At 67.1% G+C, this 18080-nt stretch carries 18 protein-coding genes; 17 read left to right on the top strand and 1 reads right to left on the bottom strand.

Going from position 1 to position 18080, the window contains the following annotated elements:
* The first annotated feature begins 50 nt into the window (after positions 1-50).
* From hisB to LRX77_RS09615, 4 genes are all read left to right on the top strand, one after another.
* Positions 51-659 carry an imidazoleglycerol-phosphate dehydratase HisB gene (gene hisB / locus LRX77_RS09630; RefSeq protein WP_158037497.1) on the top strand — a complete coding sequence of 203 codons (609 nt, stop codon included), beginning with the start codon at positions 51-53 and terminating at the stop codon, positions 657-659.
* On the top strand, positions 656-1306 hold the full coding sequence (gene hisH, locus LRX77_RS09625; RefSeq protein ID WP_231832690.1) for an imidazole glycerol phosphate synthase subunit HisH: 651 nt from the start codon (positions 656-658) through the stop codon (positions 1304-1306). The genes hisB and hisH overlap by 4 nt, the downstream gene beginning before the upstream one ends.
* Before the next feature lie 66 nt (positions 1307-1372).
* Positions 1373-2125, top strand: coding sequence for a bifunctional 1-(5-phosphoribosyl)-5-((5-phosphoribosylamino)methylideneamino)imidazole-4-carboxamide isomerase/phosphoribosylanthranilate isomerase PriA (priA, locus tag LRX77_RS09620; RefSeq protein ID WP_231832689.1), 753 nt, complete (start codon positions 1373-1375; stop codon positions 2123-2125).
* An 8-nt stretch (positions 2126-2133) separates the two neighbouring features.
* Entirely contained in the window at positions 2134-2913 is a 780-nt protein-coding gene (locus tag LRX77_RS09615; RefSeq protein WP_231832688.1) for an SseB family protein, read from the top strand.
* A gap of 61 nt (positions 2914-2974) precedes the next feature.
* Here the strand turns inward: LRX77_RS09615 and LRX77_RS09610 are convergent, their stop codons facing one another.
* Positions 2975-3322 carry a DUF1844 domain-containing protein gene (locus LRX77_RS09610; RefSeq protein WP_231832782.1) on the bottom strand — a complete coding sequence of 116 codons (348 nt, stop codon included), beginning with the start codon at positions 3320-3322 and terminating at the stop codon, positions 2975-2977.
* A 319-nt stretch (positions 3323-3641) separates the two neighbouring features.
* On the opposite strand from LRX77_RS09610, the gene infC reads away from it, so the two are divergent.
* The 13 genes from infC (at position 3642) to tyrS (ending at position 17756) form a co-directional block, all read left to right on the top strand.
* Positions 3642-4277: a translation initiation factor IF-3 gene (gene infC, locus LRX77_RS09605; RefSeq protein ID WP_231832781.1), complete on the top strand. Its 636-nt coding sequence runs from the start codon at positions 3642-3644 to the stop codon at positions 4275-4277.
* 39 nt (positions 4278-4316) lie between these two features.
* Positions 4317-4511: a 50S ribosomal protein L35 gene (gene rpmI, locus LRX77_RS09600; RefSeq protein WP_158031884.1), complete on the top strand. Its 195-nt coding sequence runs from the start codon at positions 4317-4319 to the stop codon at positions 4509-4511.
* A gap of 31 nt (positions 4512-4542) precedes the next feature.
* Positions 4543-4923 carry a 50S ribosomal protein L20 gene (gene rplT, locus LRX77_RS09595; protein ID WP_158037505.1) on the top strand — a complete coding sequence of 127 codons (381 nt, stop codon included), beginning with the start codon at positions 4543-4545 and terminating at the stop codon, positions 4921-4923.
* 2 nt (positions 4924-4925) lie between these two features.
* Positions 4926-5729 carry a TrmH family RNA methyltransferase gene (locus LRX77_RS09590; protein WP_231832687.1) on the top strand — a complete coding sequence of 268 codons (804 nt, stop codon included), beginning with the start codon at positions 4926-4928 and terminating at the stop codon, positions 5727-5729.
* Between the two features lie 144 nt (positions 5730-5873).
* Positions 5874-6914, top strand: coding sequence for a phenylalanine--tRNA ligase subunit alpha (gene pheS / locus LRX77_RS09585; RefSeq protein WP_231832686.1), 1041 nt, complete (start codon positions 5874-5876; stop codon positions 6912-6914).
* Positions 6914-9436, top strand: coding sequence for a phenylalanine--tRNA ligase subunit beta (gene pheT / locus LRX77_RS09580; RefSeq protein WP_231832685.1), 2523 nt, complete (start codon positions 6914-6916; stop codon positions 9434-9436). Before pheS ends, pheT begins: the two co-directional genes overlap by 1 nt.
* 15 nt (positions 9437-9451) lie before the next feature.
* On the top strand, positions 9452-10516 hold the full coding sequence (argC, locus tag LRX77_RS09575) for an N-acetyl-gamma-glutamyl-phosphate reductase (RefSeq protein WP_231832684.1): 1065 nt from the start codon (positions 9452-9454) through the stop codon (positions 10514-10516).
* Positions 10513-11667 carry a bifunctional glutamate N-acetyltransferase/amino-acid acetyltransferase ArgJ gene (argJ, locus tag LRX77_RS09570; RefSeq protein ID WP_231832683.1) on the top strand — a complete coding sequence of 385 codons (1155 nt, stop codon included), beginning with the start codon at positions 10513-10515 and terminating at the stop codon, positions 11665-11667. Before argC ends, argJ begins: the two co-directional genes overlap by 4 nt.
* A gap of 1 nt (position 11668) precedes the next feature.
* On the top strand, positions 11669-12625 hold the full coding sequence (gene argB / locus LRX77_RS09565; protein ID WP_231832682.1) for an acetylglutamate kinase: 957 nt from the start codon (positions 11669-11671) through the stop codon (positions 12623-12625).
* Positions 12626-12731: 106 nt separating this feature from the next.
* Entirely contained in the window at positions 12732-13907 is a 1176-nt protein-coding gene (locus LRX77_RS09560) for an acetylornithine transaminase (protein ID WP_231832681.1), read from the top strand.
* A complete protein-coding gene (gene argF, locus LRX77_RS09555) occupies positions 13904-14824 on the top strand; it encodes an ornithine carbamoyltransferase (protein ID WP_231832680.1) in 921 nt (306 codons plus the stop codon). Before LRX77_RS09560 ends, argF begins: the two co-directional genes overlap by 4 nt.
* Positions 14825-14992: 168 nt before the next feature.
* A complete protein-coding gene (gene argH, locus LRX77_RS09550) occupies positions 14993-16429 on the top strand; it encodes an argininosuccinate lyase (protein ID WP_231832679.1) in 1437 nt (478 codons plus the stop codon).
* Between the two features lie 7 nt (positions 16430-16436).
* Positions 16437-17756: a tyrosine--tRNA ligase gene (gene tyrS / locus LRX77_RS09545; RefSeq protein ID WP_231832678.1), complete on the top strand. Its 1320-nt coding sequence runs from the start codon at positions 16437-16439 to the stop codon at positions 17754-17756.
* Positions 17757-18080 lie beyond the last annotated feature (324 nt).

Raw genomic sequence — 18080 nt, 5'->3', positions numbered from 1 at the left:
CCTCCGGGCGGCTGATCGCCCTGGACGAGGGCAGTTGACAAGGGAGAGAGATGCCTGAATCATCGCGTCGAGCGACCGTGCGCAGAGAGACCTCTGAATCGTCAGTCCGCGTGACTGTCGATCTCGACGGCACCGGCACGTCGCACATCGAGACCGGGGTTCCCTTCTACAATCACATGCTCACGGCACTGAGCCGACACTCGCTCATCGACCTCGATATCGAGGCGACCGGCGACATCGACATCGATGTGCATCACACCGTCGAAGACACCGCCATCGTCTTGGGCGAGGCAGTGAAGCAGGCGTTGGGCGACAAACGGGGCATCACGCGCTACGGCGACGCCACGGTGCCGCTCGACGAGGCTCTGGCACAGGCCGTCGTCGACATCTCGGGGCGTCCGTACTTCGTGCACACCGGCGAGTCTGAGGCATTCACGATGCACCTGATCGGCGGTCACTTCACCGGTTCTCTCGTCGGTCACGCCGTAGAGTCGTTCGCCTTCCACGCGGGAATCACCATCCACCTGCGTGTGCTGGCCGGCCGCGACCCGCATCACATCGCCGAGACCGAGTTCAAGGCGGTCGCTCGTGCACTGCGAGCCGCAGTGTCGCTCGACCCGCGCGTGACCGGGGTGCCGTCTACGAAGGGAGCGCTGTGAGCGCACGACCCACAGTCGCGGTTCTCGACTACGGCAGCGGCAACGTGCATTCTGCAGCGAAGGCGCTGACCCAGGCCGGGGCCGTTGTGCGGCTGACCCGAGACAAGAGCGCGGTGCTCGCCGCCGACGGGCTGCTCGTGCCCGGCGTCGGCGCGTTCGGTGCGGTCATGGATCAGCTCAATGACGTCGGCGCTCCGCAGATGATCGAGCGGCGCCTCGCCGGAGGGCGTCCAGTGCTCGGCATCTGCGTGGGCATGCAGGTCATGTTCGACGGGGGAGTCGAAGGTGAGACCGAGCACGACGGTCTTGCACAGTGGCCCGGCACCGTCACCAGGCTGCAGGCACCTGTGCTGCCGCATATGGGGTGGAATACCGTTCAGCCCGGCGAAGACAGCCGTCTCTTCGCGGGCATCGAGAACGAGCGCTTCTACTTCGTGCACACTTTTGCGGCGAAACGCTGGACGCTGCAGACCGACCCGCCGTTTCCGCAGCCGGTCGTGACCACGGCAGCCTACGGAGAACCCTTCTTGGCCGCGGTCGAGAACGGCGCCCTGTGCGCGACGCAGTTCCACCCCGAGAAGTCGGGCCGCGCCGGCATCAGACTGCTGCGCAACTGGCTCGGCACCCTGCCGAACACCGCACACTGAGACGCCGCGAATGAGACATCAGGTCACTCGGGCACCCCGTGACCACGAGGAATGAGGGAGAGACACATGAGTGAGGAAGATCTGGCCCAGCGCCCTGAACTGGTGCTCCTGCCTGCTGTCGACATCGCCGACGGAAAGGCCGTGCGCCTCACCCAAGGCGAGGCAGGCACCGAGAAGTCGTACGGCGACCCGACGGATGCCGCGCTCGACTGGGTGCGACAGGGGGCCGACTGGATCCATCTGGTCGACCTCGATGCGGCCTTCGGACGCGGCGAGAACCGCAAAGCGATTCGACGCGTGATCAAGCAGGCCGGGCATGTCAACATCGAGCTCTCGGGCGGCATCCGCGACGACCGCTCGCTCGAACAGGCGCTGAGCACCGGAGTCAAGCGCGTGAACCTTGGCACGGCCGCACTGGAGAACCCCGAATGGGCCGCCAAGGTGATCGGCGAGTACGGCGAAGCGATCGCCGTCGGTCTCGATGTGCGCGGTACCACGCTGGCCGCTCGCGGGTGGACGAAAGAGGGCGGCGATCTCTTCGAGGTCTTGGAACGTCTGGAAGAGGCCGGCTGCGCGCGGTACGTCGTCACTGACGTATCGAAGGACGGCACGCTGAAAGGCCCGAACCTCGAGCTGCTGAGCGAGGTGCTCGCTCGCACCGACAAGCCGGTCGTGGCCTCAGGCGGCGTCTCCTCTCTGGACGACGTCGCCGCACTGCGCGGCCTGATTCCTGCCGGTCTCGAGGGGGCGATCATCGGCAAGGCCCTCTATGCCGGCCGTTTCACCCTGGCCGAGGCGCTCGACATCGCGCGCGACTGAGGGCGCTGATGAGCGACAACTGCGCAGCCGGGCTGCCTGCCGATTCGGCCGGCACGCCATGGGCCGGGCGTCGATTCGAACGCAACCGCTTCGCGGCCGATGACGGCAGCTCGCCGACGGCCTGGCTCGAGGCGGTGCGCCGGTTCCGGCTCGCCGAGATCAGCATCAGCGAGGTCATCGCAGTGCTGCACGAGACCAGACTGCTGATCCCGCTGGTCGCCGAGCTCGAATCCTCGGGTGTGGGCGCGAACGGGTTGCCGGTCGACAAGTCGGCCGAGCTCGCGACCGTCACCGTGGCGACTCCTGACGGTCAGCGTGCGCTGCCGGTGTTCACTGCGGTGGACGCCATGCAGCGATGGAACCCCGAGGCCCGACCCGTGCCGGCCGAGGCTCCGCGGGTCGCGTTGGCGGCAGCCGGGGAGCACACGCCGCGCGTCGTGGTCGACCCCGGTGCCGAGAGCGAGTTCGTCGTGCGCTGGCCGGCGCTGGAGGCATTGGCGACGGGTCGTGCCTGGACCCCTGCGATCGACGACCCGCGTGTGCTGGAGGCATTCATGCGTCCGGCCGGCGAACTGCCCAGCATCAAGTCTCTGGTGCTCCTTCCAGGGGATCCGACCTCACAGCTGCGCGGGCCGGAGATTCTGGTGCAGCTCGAGATCATCGACGGTCTGGACGCCGCGGCGCTGAAAGAGATGTCTGACTGGCTCTCTGCGCAGTGGCGTGCCGATGAGACCATCATGGGGCAGGTCGACTCGATCGGCGTGCGGTTCGTGCGCACTCAGTACTGAACCCCGGGTCGGTGAGCCCGAGCACGCACGACCCGTCTTGTACGGAGGGCGTTCTGGTGCGCTAGTTCACCGGGCCCGTGAGCTTCTCGCCCGGGCCCTCGCCGCGGGCATCGGGAACCAGCGATGCCTCGCGGAAGGCGAGCTGCAGGGTGCGCAGCCCGTCGCGCAGGCTGCGTGCATGCAGATTGCCGAGAGCGGGAGCCGACGCGACGACCAGCCCCGCCAGTGCCTCGACGAGCTTTCGCGCCTCGTCGAGGTCGCGTTCCTGCTCGGGATCCTGAGCCAGCCCGATCTTGACCGCTGCGGCGCTCATCAGATGCACCGCCGCCGTCGAGATGATCTCGACCGCAGGCACGTCGCCGATGTCACGGGTGAGATCGTCGAGCGCCTCTCGCTCGGTGTCGTTCATCTCGCGCGCCGCGACGGCGTCGTCTCGGCGCAGACTGCTGGAACGCTCGCCGAGAATGTCGCCCTCGTGGATGCTTCGCTCGGTCATCGTCGCTCTTTCTCTCGTCTTCTCGGAACTCCACATCGTGGGAGTGGCGCAGGTGCTCGCAGGAACGCGCCTGTTTCTGGTAGTATGACTTCTGCTGTGCATCTCGATGATGCCCAGCGCTGAGCTGAAGAGGAGTTCACACTCCCACCTACTGTAGTCGACCTCAATACAGACTGCCGGGTCTAAAGTGCTCAAGACGCGCCTGCGCCTTGCTGCTTCTCTGACGTTCACCATGCCGTGCACGAGTAAGGAGCAGCCGATTAGCGAGCCGCGCATCAATGACCGTATCCGAGTTCCCGAAGTCCGCCTGGTCGGCCCCAAGGGAGAGCAGATCGGTGTCGTCTCTGTAGCCAAGGCACTGCATTTGGCACGTGAGGCAGACCTCGACCTCGTCGAGGTCGCCCCGCATTCGAAGCCGCCGGTGGCGAAGCTCATGGACTACGGCAAGTTCAAGTACGAAGCCGCTCAGAAAGCCCGTGAGGCCCGTCGCAACCAGACGAACGCTCAGCTCAAAGAGATTCGCTTCCGTCTCAAGATCGACAGCCACGACTACGAGACCAAGAAGGGTCACGTGCTCCGCTTTCTCAAGAGCGGCGACAAAGTCAAGGTCATGATCATGTTCCGTGGTCGTGAGCAGTCCCGCCCCGAGTTCGGCTACAAACTGCTCATGAAGCTCGCCGAAGAGCTCAAAGAATACGCGACCATCGAGTTCAAGCCACTGCAGGACGGCCGCAACATGACCATGGTGCTGGCGCCGATCCGCACCAAGGCTGAGATCAAGGCCGAGGCCGAGCGCGCCGCGAAGCGCGAGGCGAAGGCCGCCGAAGCCGAGGCTGAGGCAGAGGCCGAGGCAGAGAAGACCAACTGACCGATCCACCGGTCGGCAGATACGAAAGAGAAGAAGAAGATGCCAAAGCAGAAGACACATTCCGGTGCCAAGAAGCGTTTTCGCACCACCGGCAGCGGCAAGCTGTACCGCGAGCAGGCGAACAAGCGCCACCTGCTCGAGCACAAGTCGTCACGTCGCACCCGTCGCCTGAGCGCGGATGTCCCGGTCTCGGCCGCTGACACCAAGCAGGTCAAGCGACTGCTGGGCAAGTAAGAGCGAACCGGACCGAAGAGAGAGTACTGAAATGGCAAGAGTCAAGCGTTCCGTCAACGCCAAGAAGAAGCGTCGCGAGATCCTCGAGAAGGCAGAGGGCTACCGCGGTCAGCGGTCGCGCCTCTACCGCAAGGCGAAGGAGCAGGTCACTCATTCGTACACCTACGCCTTCCGTGATCGTCGTGCGAAGAAGGGGCAGTTCCGCCGCCTCTGGATCCAGCGCATCAACGCTGCAGCCCGTGCGAACGGCATCACCTACAACCGTCTGATCCAGGGGCTGAACCTGGCCGGTGTCGAGGTCGACCGTCGCCTGCTCGCCGAACTGGCCGTCACCGACGCCAAGACGTTCAGCAGCCTGGTCGAGACCGCCAAGCAGGCTCTGCCCGCTGATGTGAATGCGCCTCAGGCCTGAACATGCTCACCAGCGTTCACAATGAGCGCGTGAGATTCGCTGCCGCACTGGCACGCAGAGACGCCCGGTCGAAGACCGGGCGTTTTCTGCTTGACGGGCCACAGTCTGTGGCCGAGGCTGTGCAATGGCGGTCTCAGGCGGTCGAGCAGGTCTACGCGGCCGAAAACGCGGTCGAACGTCTCGGCGACCTGCTCGACGCCGCTCGCGCCGCCGGTGTGCCGGTCGAGACCGTCACCGAGCGCGTGCTCAAAGCGATGAGCGACACAGTGCATCCACAAGGCGTCGTGGCGGTGGCCCGGCAGTTTCCCGTGCGTGCCGAAGACCTGTTCGCTGCGGACCCCAGGCTCCTCGTGATCATGCATCATGTCTCAGACCCCGGAAACGCCGGCACCGTGCTGCGCGTTGCTGACGCAGTGGGCGCCGACGGAGTGATCTTCACCGATGGCAGCGTCGACGTGTACAACCCGAAAGTGGTCCGTTCGACGACGGGGTCGCTCTTCCACCTGCCCGTGGCAGTCGGTGTCAGCCTGGAAGACGCCGTGCGACTGGCGCACGAGAGCGGCCTGCAGACGCTCGCCGCCGATATCAGCGGCGACGAACTCTCTTCTGACACTGCCACGGCAGAGCTGCTGGCTCAGCCGACGGCATGGCTCTTCGGCAATGAGGCGCACGGTCTCGACGAGGCCGAGCTGGCCCTCGCCGACCAGGCAGTGCGCCTGCCGATCTACGGTCGGGCAGAGTCACTGAATCTGGCCATCGCCGCCAGCGTCTGTCTTTATCAGTCTGCGTTTCGCATGCACGCCTGACCGGCGTGAGCATCGTCGAGGGTATTCCGGGTGTGACACGCAGACGTCGCTAGAATGGAGAGGTGCGCGCAGGCGCACCCTCCACTTCGATCGCGGCTGCACCATGTGGCAGCCGCCTCGCGAGGAACGTCACGGAACGGAATCATGTCTGATCACACTCCCATCACGGGCGAGATCGTCGACGGTCTTGTCGACGATGCTCTGCAAGCGATCGAGGCTGCGGCGACGACCGATGAGCTGAAGCAGGTTCGTGCCGCGCACAGCGGCGACGGTTCTCGGCTGGCCACGCTCAACCGGTCGATCGGCAGCCTGCCGAAAGAACAGAAGGCTCAGGCCGGCAAACTCGTCGGCCAGGCGCGCGGTCGGGTCAACAAGGCCTTCGCCGCGCGTGAGAGCTCGCTCGCGGCTGCGGAGAAGGCCGAGCGGCTCGCAGCCGAGGCCGTCGATGTCACGGCCGCAGCCAGCATCCACCGCACCGGCGCCCGCCACCCGCTCAACCTGCTCGTCGAAGAGGTCAGCGACGTGTTCGTCGGCATGGGGTGGGAGATCGCCGAGGGCCCCGAGATCGAGAACGAGTGGTTCAACTTCGATGCGCTGAACTTCGACGCCGACCATCCGGCCCGCGCAATGCAGGACACCTTCTTCGTCGAACCGGTCGACCGGCATCTGCTGATGCGCACCCACACCTCGCCGGTGCAGGTGCGGTCGCTGCTGTCGCGCGACCTGCCCGTCTACATTCTGGCGCCTGGTCAGGTGTACCGCACAGATGAGCTCGACTCGACGCACACCCCGGTGTTCCACCAGTTCGAGGGGCTCGCGGTCGACCGCGGGCTGACGATGGCCGACCTGCGCGGCACACTCGAGCACATGGCGCGCATCATGTTCGGCGACGATGCGCGCATTCGCCTGCGTCCCAGCTACTTTCCCTTCACCGAGCCCAGCGCCGAGCTCGACGTCTGGTATCCGGGAGCCAAAGGCGGCCCGCAGTGGGTCGAGTGGGGCGGCTGCGGCATGGTGCACCCCAACGTGCTGCGTGCGGCGGGCATCGACCCCGACGAGTACTCCGGCTTCGCGTTCGGCATGGGAGTCGAACGCACGCTGCAGTTCCGCAACGATGTGAATGACATGCGCGACATGGTCGAGGGCGATGTGCGTTTCAGCGAGCAGTTCGGGGTGATTATCTGATGCGGGTTCCATTGAGCTGGCTCGGCGAGTTCGTCGAGCTGCAGAGTTCCGAGCCGGATGCGGTGCTGGCCGCGCTGGTCAAAGTCGGGCTCGAAGAAGAAGACGTGCACGCGTTCGAGGTCAGTGGCCCGCTGGTCGTCGGTCAGGTGCTCGAGGCGACGCCCGAGCCGCAGACCAACGGCAAGACCATCAACTGGTGCAGCGTGCGCGTGGCCCCCGAAGGCGAGCAGGCGGCCGACGGCGGCGAGGCGGTGCGCGGCATCGTCTGTGGCGCCCACAACTTCACGGTCGGCGACAAAGTCGTCGTGACGCTGCCCGGCAGCGTGCTTCCCGGCGACTTCCGCATCGCGGCGCGCAAGACCTATGGGCACGTCTCTGACGGCATGATGGCCAGCGCGCGTGAGCTCGGTCTGGGTGAAGACCACAACGGAATCATCGTGCTCGCCGATCTGGGGCTCGATCCCGAGGTCGGCACGCCGGCGATTCCGCTGCTGGGCCTGGACGACCGGGCGGTCGAGATCAACGTGACGCCCGATCGCGGCTACGCCTTCTCGATTCGCGGTGTGGCTCGCGAGTACGGCCATGCGACCGGTGCGGCCTTCGTCGACCCGATCGATCGGGTGGGCGCGCCCGCGCTCGCCTCCGGCTTCTCGGCCGAGATCGACGACCGACAGCCGATCCGCGGCGCGGCCGGCGTGCGCAGCTTCGTCACGCGCGTCGTCGACGGCGTCGATGCCGGCGCCCCGACGCCTCCGTGGATGCTGGAACGGCTGACGCTGGCCGGCATTCGGTCGATCTCGGTCGTCGTCGACATCACGAACTACGTCATGCTCGAGACCGGGCAGCCCATCCACGGCTACGACCTCGACCGGCTGGATGGCGGACTCATCGTGCGGCGCGCGCAGACCGGCGAGAAGCTGACCACGCTCGATGAGAAAGAGCGCACCCTCGACCCCGAAGACCTGGTCATCGCCGATCACGCTCATGTCGTCGGCCTGGCCGGCGTGATGGGCGGCGCCGCCACCGAGGTGAGCGAGACGACGAAACGCGTGCTCGTCGAGGCCGCAGCGTTCGAGCCGGTCTCGATCGCTCGCACCGCCCGCCGGCACAAACTGCCCAGTGAGGCGTCGAAGCGCTACGAGCGCGGAGTCGATCCGGTCATCGCGCCGGCGGCGGCGCAGCGCGTCGTCGACCTGCTCATCGAGCTCGCCGGCGGAACTGCCTCCGAGCTCGGTTCGGCCTACCTGCCCGAACTGCCCAGAACGACCGTGCAGCTGCCGGTCGATGCGGCGGCCGCCCTGACCGGCATCGACGTCACCCGTGACGAAGTGGTCTCGATTCTGCGTCAGATCGGTGCCCAGGTCGTCGACAACGGCGATGTGCTCGATGTCACGGCCCCCACTTGGCGCCCCGACATCACCGAACAGGTCGACCTGGTCGAAGAGGTAGCCCGCATCGCCGGCTACGAGCGCATTCCGGTGCGTCTGCCGGTGGCCCCTCCCGGCCACGGCTACACCGCCGTGCAGCAGGCGCGCCGTCGCCTGGCCCGGCATCTCGCCGGCGCCGGTTACACCGAGGTCTTCAGCTACCCCTTCGTCTCGGCAGCGCAGAACGCACTGTTCGAGTCGGCGCAGCTGCCGTCGGTCACCTTGGCGAACCCGCTCGACGCCAAAGAGGGGCTTCTGCGCCGGCTCGTGCTGCCCGGTCTGCTCGACGTCGCGCGGCGCAACATCAGCCGCGGCCTCACCGACCTGGCGATCGTGGAGCAGGAGCTGGTCTTTCGCCCTGAGACGGGGCAGCAGACCGGCTCGCAGCAGCTGCCGATCGGCACGGCTCGTCCCGATGCGGCCACACTGCAGGCGCTCTATGAGAGTCTGCCGGCGCAGCCGCGACACATCGCTGCTGTGATCACCGGCAACAGCATCGCGCATCAGCCCGGCATCAAGGCGCTGCCCGTCGACTGGCAGGAGGCCGGCGCCTTCGTGGCGCAGGTGGGCCTCGTCTTCGGCGTCACCCTCAAGCTGCGTCAGGCAGAGCTCGTCGGTCTGCATCCCGGGCGCGGCGGTGAGGTCGTCGTCTCGACGGCAGAGGGCGAACTGGTCGTGGGGTTCGCCGGGGAGCTGCACCCCGACCACATCGCCGCGATGAAGCTGCATGGACGCATCGCCGTCGCCGAGATCGACATCGACGCGCTGCAGCGCGTCGCTCCGGCTCAGGTGCACGCGGCACCGGTGCGCACGCAGACGGCTGCCACTCAGGATCTCTCGCTGGTGGTGCCGCTCGACACGCCCGCGGCGCAGGTGCGAGCCTCCGTCGCCGAGGGGGCCGGCGACCTGCTCGAACATGTGCAGCTGGTCGACGACTATCGCGGAGACGGTGTCGGCGATGGCGAAAAGTCGCTCACATTCGCCCTGCGCTTCCGCGCGGCCGACCGCACGCTGACCGCCGCGGAGGCGACCGAGGCGAAGGATGCCGCGGTCGCGCTGGCAGCCGAGCGCTTCGGCGCGCAGCTGCGGGCCTGACGTAAGGTGAATGCCATGTCGATCTCTGTAGCAGTCGCCGGAGCCAGCGGGTACGCGGGTGGAGAGCTGCTTCGGCTGCTCTCGTCGCACCCGCAGCTCGAGGTGCGCACGGTCACCGCTCATTCGAACGCCGGGCAGCGTCTCGGCGACATTCATCCGCACCTGCATCGCCTCGGCGACCTGGTGCTCGATGACACCAGTGCTGAGAGCCTGGCGGGTCACGATGTGGTCTTCGTCGCTCTGCCGCACGGCAAGAGCGGCGAGCTCACCGACCAGCTGCCCGAGAATGTCATCGTCGTCGACGCCGGAGCGGATCATCGACTGATCGATGAAGACGACTGGAATCGCTTTTACGGCGGCGACTACCACGGGGCCTGGGCCTATGGCCTGCCAGAGCTGCCCCGCGAGGGCAGCCGTCAGCGCGAATGGCTGCGCGGCGCGACCCGCATCGCCGCGCCGGGCTGCAATGTGAGCGCCGTCAGCATCGGGCTGGCCCCGGCCGTCGCGGCGGGCCTCGTCGAGACCGACGACCTGGTCGCCGTGCTCGCGGTCGGCCCCTCGGGCGCCGGACGCTCGCTGAAACCGAATCTGCTCGCCAGCGAGATCCTCGGTTCGGCCGGCGCCTACGCCGTCGGAGGCACGCACCGGCACATCCCCGAGATCCAACAGGATCTGCGCTGGGCCGCCAGCATCCCGGGCGAGACCTCGTCGCGCGACATTCGCATCTCGTTCACCCCGGTGCTCGTGCCGATGGCCCGTGGCATCCTGGCCACCTCGACCGCACGACTGTCTGCGGGCACCACGCTCGACGACCTCCGTGACGCCTACGAGGCTGCCTACGAAGACGAACGTTTCATCGAACTGCTGCCCGCCGGCCGCTTTCCGGCGACCGCATCCGTGCTCGGTTCGAATGTCGCCTCGCTCGGCATCGCCGTCGACGAAGCCGCTCGCCGGCTCGTCGCCGTCTCGGCGCTCGACAACCTCGTGAAGGGCACCGCAGGTGCCGCCATTCAGTCTGCAAACATCGCCCTGGGCCTTGACGAGGCCGCCGGGCTGCCCATCGAAGGAGTCGCTCCGTGACCGTCACCACACCAGCAGGTTTCGAGGCGGCCGGCGTGGCCGCCGGCATCAAGGCGAACGGAGACCGCGACCTGGCGCTCGTCGTCAACCGCGGGCCGCGCTTCGATGCAGCTGCAGCGTTCACCACGAATCGCTGCCAGGCGAATCCAGTGCGCTGGAGCCGTCAGGCCGCGGCAGACGGGCGCGTTGACGCCGTCGTGCTGAACTCGGGCGGGGCGAACTGCTACACCGGCGATCAGGGCTTCCAGACGGCTCATGCGACAGCCGAGGCCGTCGCCGAACAGGTCGGTGTGTCGGCCGGCGACGTGGTTGTCTGCTCGACCGGCATCATCGGCCATCAGCTGCCGCTCGAGAAGCTGGTCGGCGGGGTGACCGCTGCCGCGGCCGAACTCTCGGCAGACGGCGGCAGCCTGGCCGCCGAAGCCATCCTCACCACTGACACTGTGGCCAAAGAGGTCGCTGTGCAGCACCCCGACGGCTGGTCGATCGGCGGCATCGCCAAAGGGTCGGGCATGATCGCCCCGGGCATGGCCACCATGCTCGTCGTCGTCACCACCGACGCCGAGATCGAGGCCGCCGAGCTGCAGCAGGCGCTTGACGAAGCCGTACGACACACCTTCAACCGGCTCGACGTCGACGGCTGCATGTCGACCAACGACACGGTCACCCTGCTGAGCTCGGGCGCCTCGGGCGTCAGGCCGGAGCACGCGGAGTTCGTCGCCCGGCTGACCGAGGTCTGCGACGCGTTGGCCGCCAAGATCCAGGACGACGCCGAGGGCGCTTCGCACACCATCGACATCGAGGTGCAGCACGCGGCTGACGAGGACGACGCGATCGAGGTCGCCCGCGCCGTGGGACGCAGCAACCTCTTCAAGACCGCCATCGCGGGCAACGACCCGAACTGGGGGCGCGTCCTCGCTGCCGTGGGCACCACCCGGGCCGCGTTCGACCCCTTCGACATCGACGTGACGATCAACGGCACGCGCGTCTGTCACGCGGGTCAGCCCGACCGAGACCCGGCCACCGTCGATCTGGCGCCCCGCGCGGTGCGTGTGCTCATCGACCTGAAGTCAGGCGAGGCGACCGGTATGGTGCGCACCAGCGATCTCACCCATGAGTACGTCGAGATCAACAGCGAATACGAGAGCTGACATGACTGAGCATCTCTCGCTGTCCGAAGACGCCGCTCTCGCCGAGGTCAAGACCGCCACCCTGATGGAGTCGCTGCCGTGGCTGCAGAAGTTCCACGGCGAGACCTTCGTGCTGAAGTTCGGCGGCAACGCCATGGTCGACCCGGCGCTGATCGACGCATTCGCGCAGGACGTCGTGTATCTGAGCATGGTCGGCATCCGGCCCGTCGTGGTGCATGGGGGCGGCCCACAGATCACCCGGATGCTGGAACGTCTGGGTATTCCCACCGAGTTTCGCGTGGGCTACCGCTACACCTCGCCAGAGGCGATGGAGATCGTGCGCATGGTGCTCACCGGGCAGATCTCGCGTGACCTGGTCGGGCGCATCAATCATCATGGTCCTTTCGCCGTGGCCATCTCGGGCGAAGACGCCGGACTGTTCATCGGCGAGCGCATCACGGGAGACGACCATGGCAAGCCCGTCGATCTGGGGCTCGTCGGCGAGGTCGTCGGCGTGCAGCCGCAGATCGTGCGCGCGCAGCTCGACGCCGGCCGTGTGCCGGTGGTCTCGTCGATCGCGCCAGAGGGAGAGTGCGGTGCACAGCCGCTGAACGTGAACGCCGATCGAGCTGCCTCTGCCCTCGCCGTGGCGCTCGGCGCCGCGAAGCTCGTTCTGCTGACGAACGTCGGCGGGCTCTACCGCGACTGGCCAGACCCCACCAGCCTGGTCTCGCAGATCACCGCCGACGAACTCGAACAGATGCTGCCGAGCCTTGAGAGCGGCATGATCCCGAAGATGCGCGCCTGCCTCGACGCCGTACGCGGCGGAGTTCCGCAGGCGCACGTGGTCGACGGGCGTCGTCCGCACTCGGCCCTGCTCGAGATCTTCACGCAGTCGGGCATCGGAACGCTCGTCACCCCGGAGCCCGACGCGGCCGACGGTGCCCAGACGAGCGAAGCGTCCATCGAGCGACGATGATGCGGGACCGCCACGACTGACCGGTCGTTCACGGCGGCCCCGACCACCGCATCCGCCCACTCATCGCGAAACGCACACATTCACCGCACAGGAGCACATCACACACATGGCAGACTGGACCACTGACTATCAGGAGCATCTGCTTCCCGTCTTCGGCACCCCCGCACGCGAGCTCGATCACGGTCGGGGCGCATGGGTATACGACGTCGATGGCAATCGGTACCTCGATTTTCTGGCAGGCATCGCCGTCTCGGCGCTCGGCCACGCCCACCCCGCACTCGTGCGTGCGATCAGCGAGCAGGCCGCTCGCATCATCCACGTCTCGAACATCTTCACCTCGCCGTCGCAGATCGGTCTCGCCGAAGACCTGCTGCGCGTCGCCGGCAGCCCCGAGAACGGCCGCGTGTTCTTCGCCAACAGTGGCACCGAGGCCAACGAAGCGGCCTTCAAGATCGCCCGCGCCCACGCGCACCAGGGCGGAGGCACCCGCATTCTCGCGCTTGAGCATGCCTTTCACGGGCGTACCCTCGGTGCACTCAGCGTGACGTGGAAGCACAAGCTGCGCGAACGCTTCGAACCGCTTGCCGGTGAGGTCGAGTTCATCCCGGCGACGCTCGACGCGCTCGACACCATCGACGACTCGGTGGCGGCGATCTTCGTCGAGCCCGTACAGGGCGAGGCGGGTGTGCTGCCGCTGCCCCAAGGCTACCTGCAGAAGGCCCGCGAGCTGACGACGAAGGCAGACGCGCTGCTGATCGTCGACGAGGTGCAGACCGGCATGGGCCGCACTGGCAGCTGGTTCGCCTTCCAGCAGTCAGGCATCATGCCCGACGTCTTCACGCTGGCCAAGGGCCTCGGCGGTGGCGTGCCGATCGGCGCGACGGTCACCGTCGGAGCAGCCAGCGGCATCCTGCATGCCGGCGATCACGGCTCGACCTTCGGCGGCAACCCGCTGGCGACGACCGCAGGCCGCACGGTCATCAGCTCGATCGAGGGCGAGGCGCTGCTCGACAACGTGCAGCATCAGTCGCAGCACCTGCGCGACGCGCTGCCGACGCTGCCGCTCGTCACCGGCGTGCGCGGCATGGGGCTGCTGCTCGGCGTGCAGCTCGAGAAGCCGGTCGCGGCCGACCTGGTCGCAGCTGCGCTCGACGAGGGCCTCATCATCAACGCACCTGACGCGCAGACCATTCGCCTCGCGCCGCCGCTGATCATCGGCGAGGCAGAGGTGCAGGAGTTCGGCGAACGATGGACCAAGGCGACAGAGAGGCTCAACGCATGACTAGGCATTTTCTTCGAGACGACGATCTGACCCCAGCAGAGCAGGCCGAGGTGCTCGACCTCGCTGCCGCGCTCAAGGCCGATCGATTCTCGCAGCGGCCGCTTGAGGGCCCGCAGACAGTCGCCGTCTTCTTCGACAAGACTTCGACGCGCACCCGCGTGTCGTTCGCCACCGGCATCGCCGATCTCGGAGGTTCGCCCCTGATCGTCGAGTCGCAATCGAGCCAGCTCGGCGGCAAGGAGTCGATCAGCGACACCGCACATGTGCTCGAGCGCATGGTCGCGGCGATCGTCTGGCGCACCTACGCGCAGTCGGGCCTCGAAGAGATGGCCGCGAACAGCCGCGTTCCGGTCGTCAACGCTCTGTCAGACGACTTTCACCCATGCCAGATCCTGGCCGACCTGCTCACGATTCGCGAGCACAAGGGTGCGCTTTCCGGCCTCACCCTGACCTACGTCGGCGATGCGGCGAACAACATGTCGCATTCGTACCTGCTGGGCGGTGCGACCGCCGGCATGCATGTGCGCGTGGCTGGGCCCGAGGGCTATCTGCCCGACCCGAAGGTCGTTGCGGATGCCGAGCGACGTGCCGCTGAGACCGGCGGCTCCGTCTGGGTCGGCACTGATCCGCAGGCCGCGGTCAGTGGAGCCGACGTCGTGCTCACCGACACCTGGGTGTCGATGGGGCAGGAGGCTGAGAAAGCCGAACGCCAACGACTCTTCACCGGCTACCAGGTGAACGACGAGCTCTTCGGGCAGGCCGCCGACGACGCGGTCTTTCTGCACTGCCTGCCGGCCTATCGCGGCTATGAAGTCTCGGCGTCGGTGATAGACGGCCCGAGGAGCGTGGTCTGGGACGAGGCCGAGAACCGTCTGCACGCGCAGAAAGCGCTGTTGGCCTGGCTGCTGCAGCACTGAGCAGGGCAGCCCCGCACGGCTGCCCAGATCGACGAGTCCTGAACGGGCCGCGGCACATCCACCTGCCGCGGCCCGTTCTGCGCATTCGGCGCGCGACGCGGTGCACCGGCTCGACGAGACCTCTCGCGTAGAATGATCACGGCCGCAGGCGCGGCATGAAGGAGCACAATGTCTGAACGCGCAGGAAAAGCCGGAGCTCTCTGGGGTGGACGCTTCACCGACGGGCCGTCGCCGGCTCTCGCCGAGCTGAGCAGGTCGACACAGTTCGACTGGGTGCTCGCTCCGTACGACTTGGCAGGCTCGCACGCACACGCGGCGGCTCTGCACCGGGCAGGCTATCTGACCGACGACGAGTACCGAGACATGATCGCCGCGCTCGACGAACTCGGTCGGCGCGTGGCATCCGGCGCGTTCGCCGCCCAGCCCGAAGACGAAGACGTGCACTCGGCACTCGAACGCGGCCTGATCGAGATCGCCGGCGGCGAGCTCGGCGGCAAGCTGCGCGCCGGTCGTTCGCGCAACGATCAGATCGCGACCCTCGTGCGCATGTACGCGAAAGATCATGCCCGAACCATCGCCGGTCTGGTCGCCCACGTCGTCGACGCGCTGCTCGAGCAGGCTGAACGCCATATCGACGACCCGCTGCCCGGCCGCACGCATCTGCAGAGCGCGCAACCCGTGCTGCTCGGACACCACCTGCTCGCGCACGTCTGGCCGCTGCTGCGCGACCTCGACCGACTCGCCGACTGGCGCGATCGCGCCGACGTGTCGCCCTATGGCTCGGGCGCGCTCGCCGGCAACACGCTGGGTCTCGACCCGCAGGCGGTCGCCGAAGACCTGGGGTTCACCTCGTCGGTGCAGAACTCGATCGACGGCACGGCCTCGCGCGATGTGGTGGCGGAGTTCTCGTTCATCCTCACGCTGATCGGCATCAATCTGTCGCGCTTCGCCGAAGAGATCATCACCTGGAACACCGCCGAGTTCGACTTCGTGACTCTCGATGACGGGTACTCGACCGGCTCGTCGATCATGCCCCAGAAGAAGAACCCCGATATCGCCGAGCTGGCCCGTGGCAAGAGCGGCCGGCTCATCGGCGACCTGACCGGCCTGCTGGCGACGCTGAAAGCCCAGCCGTTGGCGTACAACCGCGACCTGCAAGAAGACAAAGAGCCGATCTTCGACCAGGTGACACAGCTCGAAGTGCTGCTGCCCGCCTACGCCGGTATGGTCGCGACGGCCCGCTTCAACACCGAGCGCATGGCCGAGGCCGCGCCCAAGGGCTTCTCTCTGGCGACCGACGTCGCCGAGTGGCTCGTCAAGCGTGGCGTGCCGTTCCGTGATGCGCACGAGATCTCGGGCAAGCTGGTCGGCTACTGCGAGCAGCGTGGCATCGGGCTCGACGAGCCGACTGACGCCGAGTACGCGTCGGTGGATGCTCGGCTCACGCCCGGCGTGCGAGACGTGCTGACCGTCGCCGGGTCGGTGAACGCCCGCACCGGTCGCGGCGGCACTGCTGTGGTGAACGTGCGGGCCCAGCTGGAAGAGGCACCACGAACACTCGGTGAGACGCTGCGTCGCATCGGCGTCGCCGAGCCGCAGGCATAGAGAGAAAGTGACTGAAACCGTGACGGACACTCCGACCGAACTTGCTCCGCAGCGCATTGACGAATCCTTCGACTCCATCGTCGACGAGCTCCAATGGCGCGGACTCATCTCAGTGAGCACCGATCTCGACGACCTGCGGGCATCCCTCGCCGCCGGCCCGATCCGCTACTACTGCGGATTCGACCCCACTGCGGCGAGCCTGCACTTGGGGCACCTGGTGCAGCTGCTGCTGATGCGTCGTCTCCAGCTGGCCGGCAACACCCCGTACGCCGTGGTCGGCGGGGCCACCGGACTCATCGGCGATCCCCGGCCGACCGCTGAGCGCACGCTGCACTCCCGAGAGCAGGTCGGGGAGTGGGTCACACGCATACAGCATCAGGTCTCGGGGTATCTGAGCGACGAGGGCGAGAACGCGGTGCACATCGTGAACAACCTCGACTGGACGGCACAGCTGAGCGCGATCGACTTTCTGCGTGACATCGGCAAGAACTTCCGCGTGGGCGCGATGCTCTCGAAAGAGGCCGTCTCGAAGCGGCTGAACTCCGACGCCGGCATCAGCTACACCGAGTTCAGCTACCAGGTGCTGCAGGCCAATGACTTTCTCGAGCTTTTCCGGCGTGAGGGCGTGACGCTGCAGAGCGGCGGTCAGGATCAGTGGGGCAACCTGGTCGGCGGCGTCGATCTGATCAGGCGCGTCGAGAAGCAGTCTGCGCATGCGATGGGCACACCGCTCATCACGAACTCCGACGGCACCAAGTTCGGCAAGAGCGAGGGCAACGCCATCTGGATCGACGCCGATCTCACGGCCCCCTACGCGTTCTACCAGTTCTGGCTGAACACCGATGACGCAGACGTGATCGCTCGCCTCAAAGTCTTCACATTCCTGAATCGCGACGAGATCGCGGAGTACGCGCAAAAGGTCGCTGACGAGCCGTACAGACGTGAGGCACAGCGTCGCCTGGCGCTGGAGGTCACTGCACTCGTGCACGGGCTGAGCGCCACACGCGCGGCGATCGAGGCCTCGGCGGCGCTCTTCGGCAACGGAGATCTCACGACGCTCGACGAAGCCACCCTGGTCGCCGCCCTTGCCGAGCTGCCGGCCGCGACGGTCGCGCCAGACACCACAGTCGCTGCGGCACTGGTCGAGACCGAACTGGTGAAGAGCTTGGGCGAAGCCCGACGCGCGATCTCTCAGGGAGGGGTCTCGGTCAACAACGTACGGGTCACCGACCCCGAGGCCGCACTGGCAGGCCAGCCGCTGCTGCACGGGCGCCACGCGGTGCTGCGACGCGGCAAGAAGACGCTGGCCAGTCTCACTGTGGCCTAGGCGTGCAGCCGGGGCATCGGCCCGTCGCCATTCCAGAGGGAGCGGTCACCACCGGTGGCGGCTCCCTCTTCGCGTCCCTGACCGAGGGAAGCGGTTCCTGTGCACGGGAGAGTGCGCTGTCGCAGGCTGCAGCGGCTCCGGTCTCGATGAGCTCCCGTGCGCGGGCAGCACGTCAGACGCCCCCGGTCATTCCCGTACGACACGCCCGGGTGTGGTGGGTGGTTTTGGGTGGTTGGTGGGGTGTGGGTATTGTTTCTTCTTGTCACCCCAAAGGTGCTGGGATCTGTTGGGTTCTGGGCCTCAAGCGGGACCGCTCATTTGTTT

The sequence above is a fragment of the Pseudoclavibacter sp. 13-3 genome (genome assembly GCF_021168475.1).
GTDB lineage: Bacteria > Actinomycetota > Actinomycetes > Actinomycetales > Microbacteriaceae > Pseudoclavibacter_A.
The sequence above is the reverse complement of the archived record's forward strand: the minus strand, read 5'-3'. Positions and strand labels throughout refer to the sequence as shown.

Coding starts and splice junctions, on each gene's coding strand:
- argC (WP_231832684.1), top strand. CDS start 9,452: ATGTCGATCTCTGTAGCAGTCGCCGGAGCCAGCGGGTACGCGGGTGGA.
- LRX77_RS09610 (WP_231832782.1), bottom strand. CDS start 3,322: ATGAACGACACCGAGCGAGAGGCGCTCGACGATCTCACCCGTGACATC.
- argH (WP_231832679.1), top strand. CDS start 14,993: ATGTCTGAACGCGCAGGAAAAGCCGGAGCTCTCTGGGGTGGACGCTTC.
- LRX77_RS09590 (WP_231832687.1), top strand. CDS start 4,926: ATGCTCACCAGCGTTCACAATGAGCGCGTGAGATTCGCTGCCGCACTG.
- argF (WP_231832680.1), top strand. CDS start 13,904: ATGACTAGGCATTTTCTTCGAGACGACGATCTGACCCCAGCAGAGCAG.
- rplT (WP_158037505.1), top strand. CDS start 4,543: ATGGCAAGAGTCAAGCGTTCCGTCAACGCCAAGAAGAAGCGTCGCGAG.
- argB (WP_231832682.1), top strand. CDS start 11,669: ATGACTGAGCATCTCTCGCTGTCCGAAGACGCCGCTCTCGCCGAGGTC.
- priA (WP_231832689.1), top strand. CDS start 1,373: ATGAGTGAGGAAGATCTGGCCCAGCGCCCTGAACTGGTGCTCCTGCCT.
- LRX77_RS09560 (WP_231832681.1), top strand. CDS start 12,732: ATGGCAGACTGGACCACTGACTATCAGGAGCATCTGCTTCCCGTCTTC.
- hisB (WP_158037497.1), top strand. CDS start 51: ATGCCTGAATCATCGCGTCGAGCGACCGTGCGCAGAGAGACCTCTGAA.
- LRX77_RS09615 (WP_231832688.1), top strand. CDS start 2,134: ATGAGCGACAACTGCGCAGCCGGGCTGCCTGCCGATTCGGCCGGCACG.
- pheS (WP_231832686.1), top strand. CDS start 5,874: ATGTCTGATCACACTCCCATCACGGGCGAGATCGTCGACGGTCTTGTC.
- rpmI (WP_158031884.1), top strand. CDS start 4,317: ATGCCAAAGCAGAAGACACATTCCGGTGCCAAGAAGCGTTTTCGCACC.
- pheT (WP_231832685.1), top strand. CDS start 6,914: ATGCGGGTTCCATTGAGCTGGCTCGGCGAGTTCGTCGAGCTGCAGAGT.
- infC (WP_231832781.1), top strand. CDS start 3,642: ATGCCGTGCACGAGTAAGGAGCAGCCGATTAGCGAGCCGCGCATCAAT.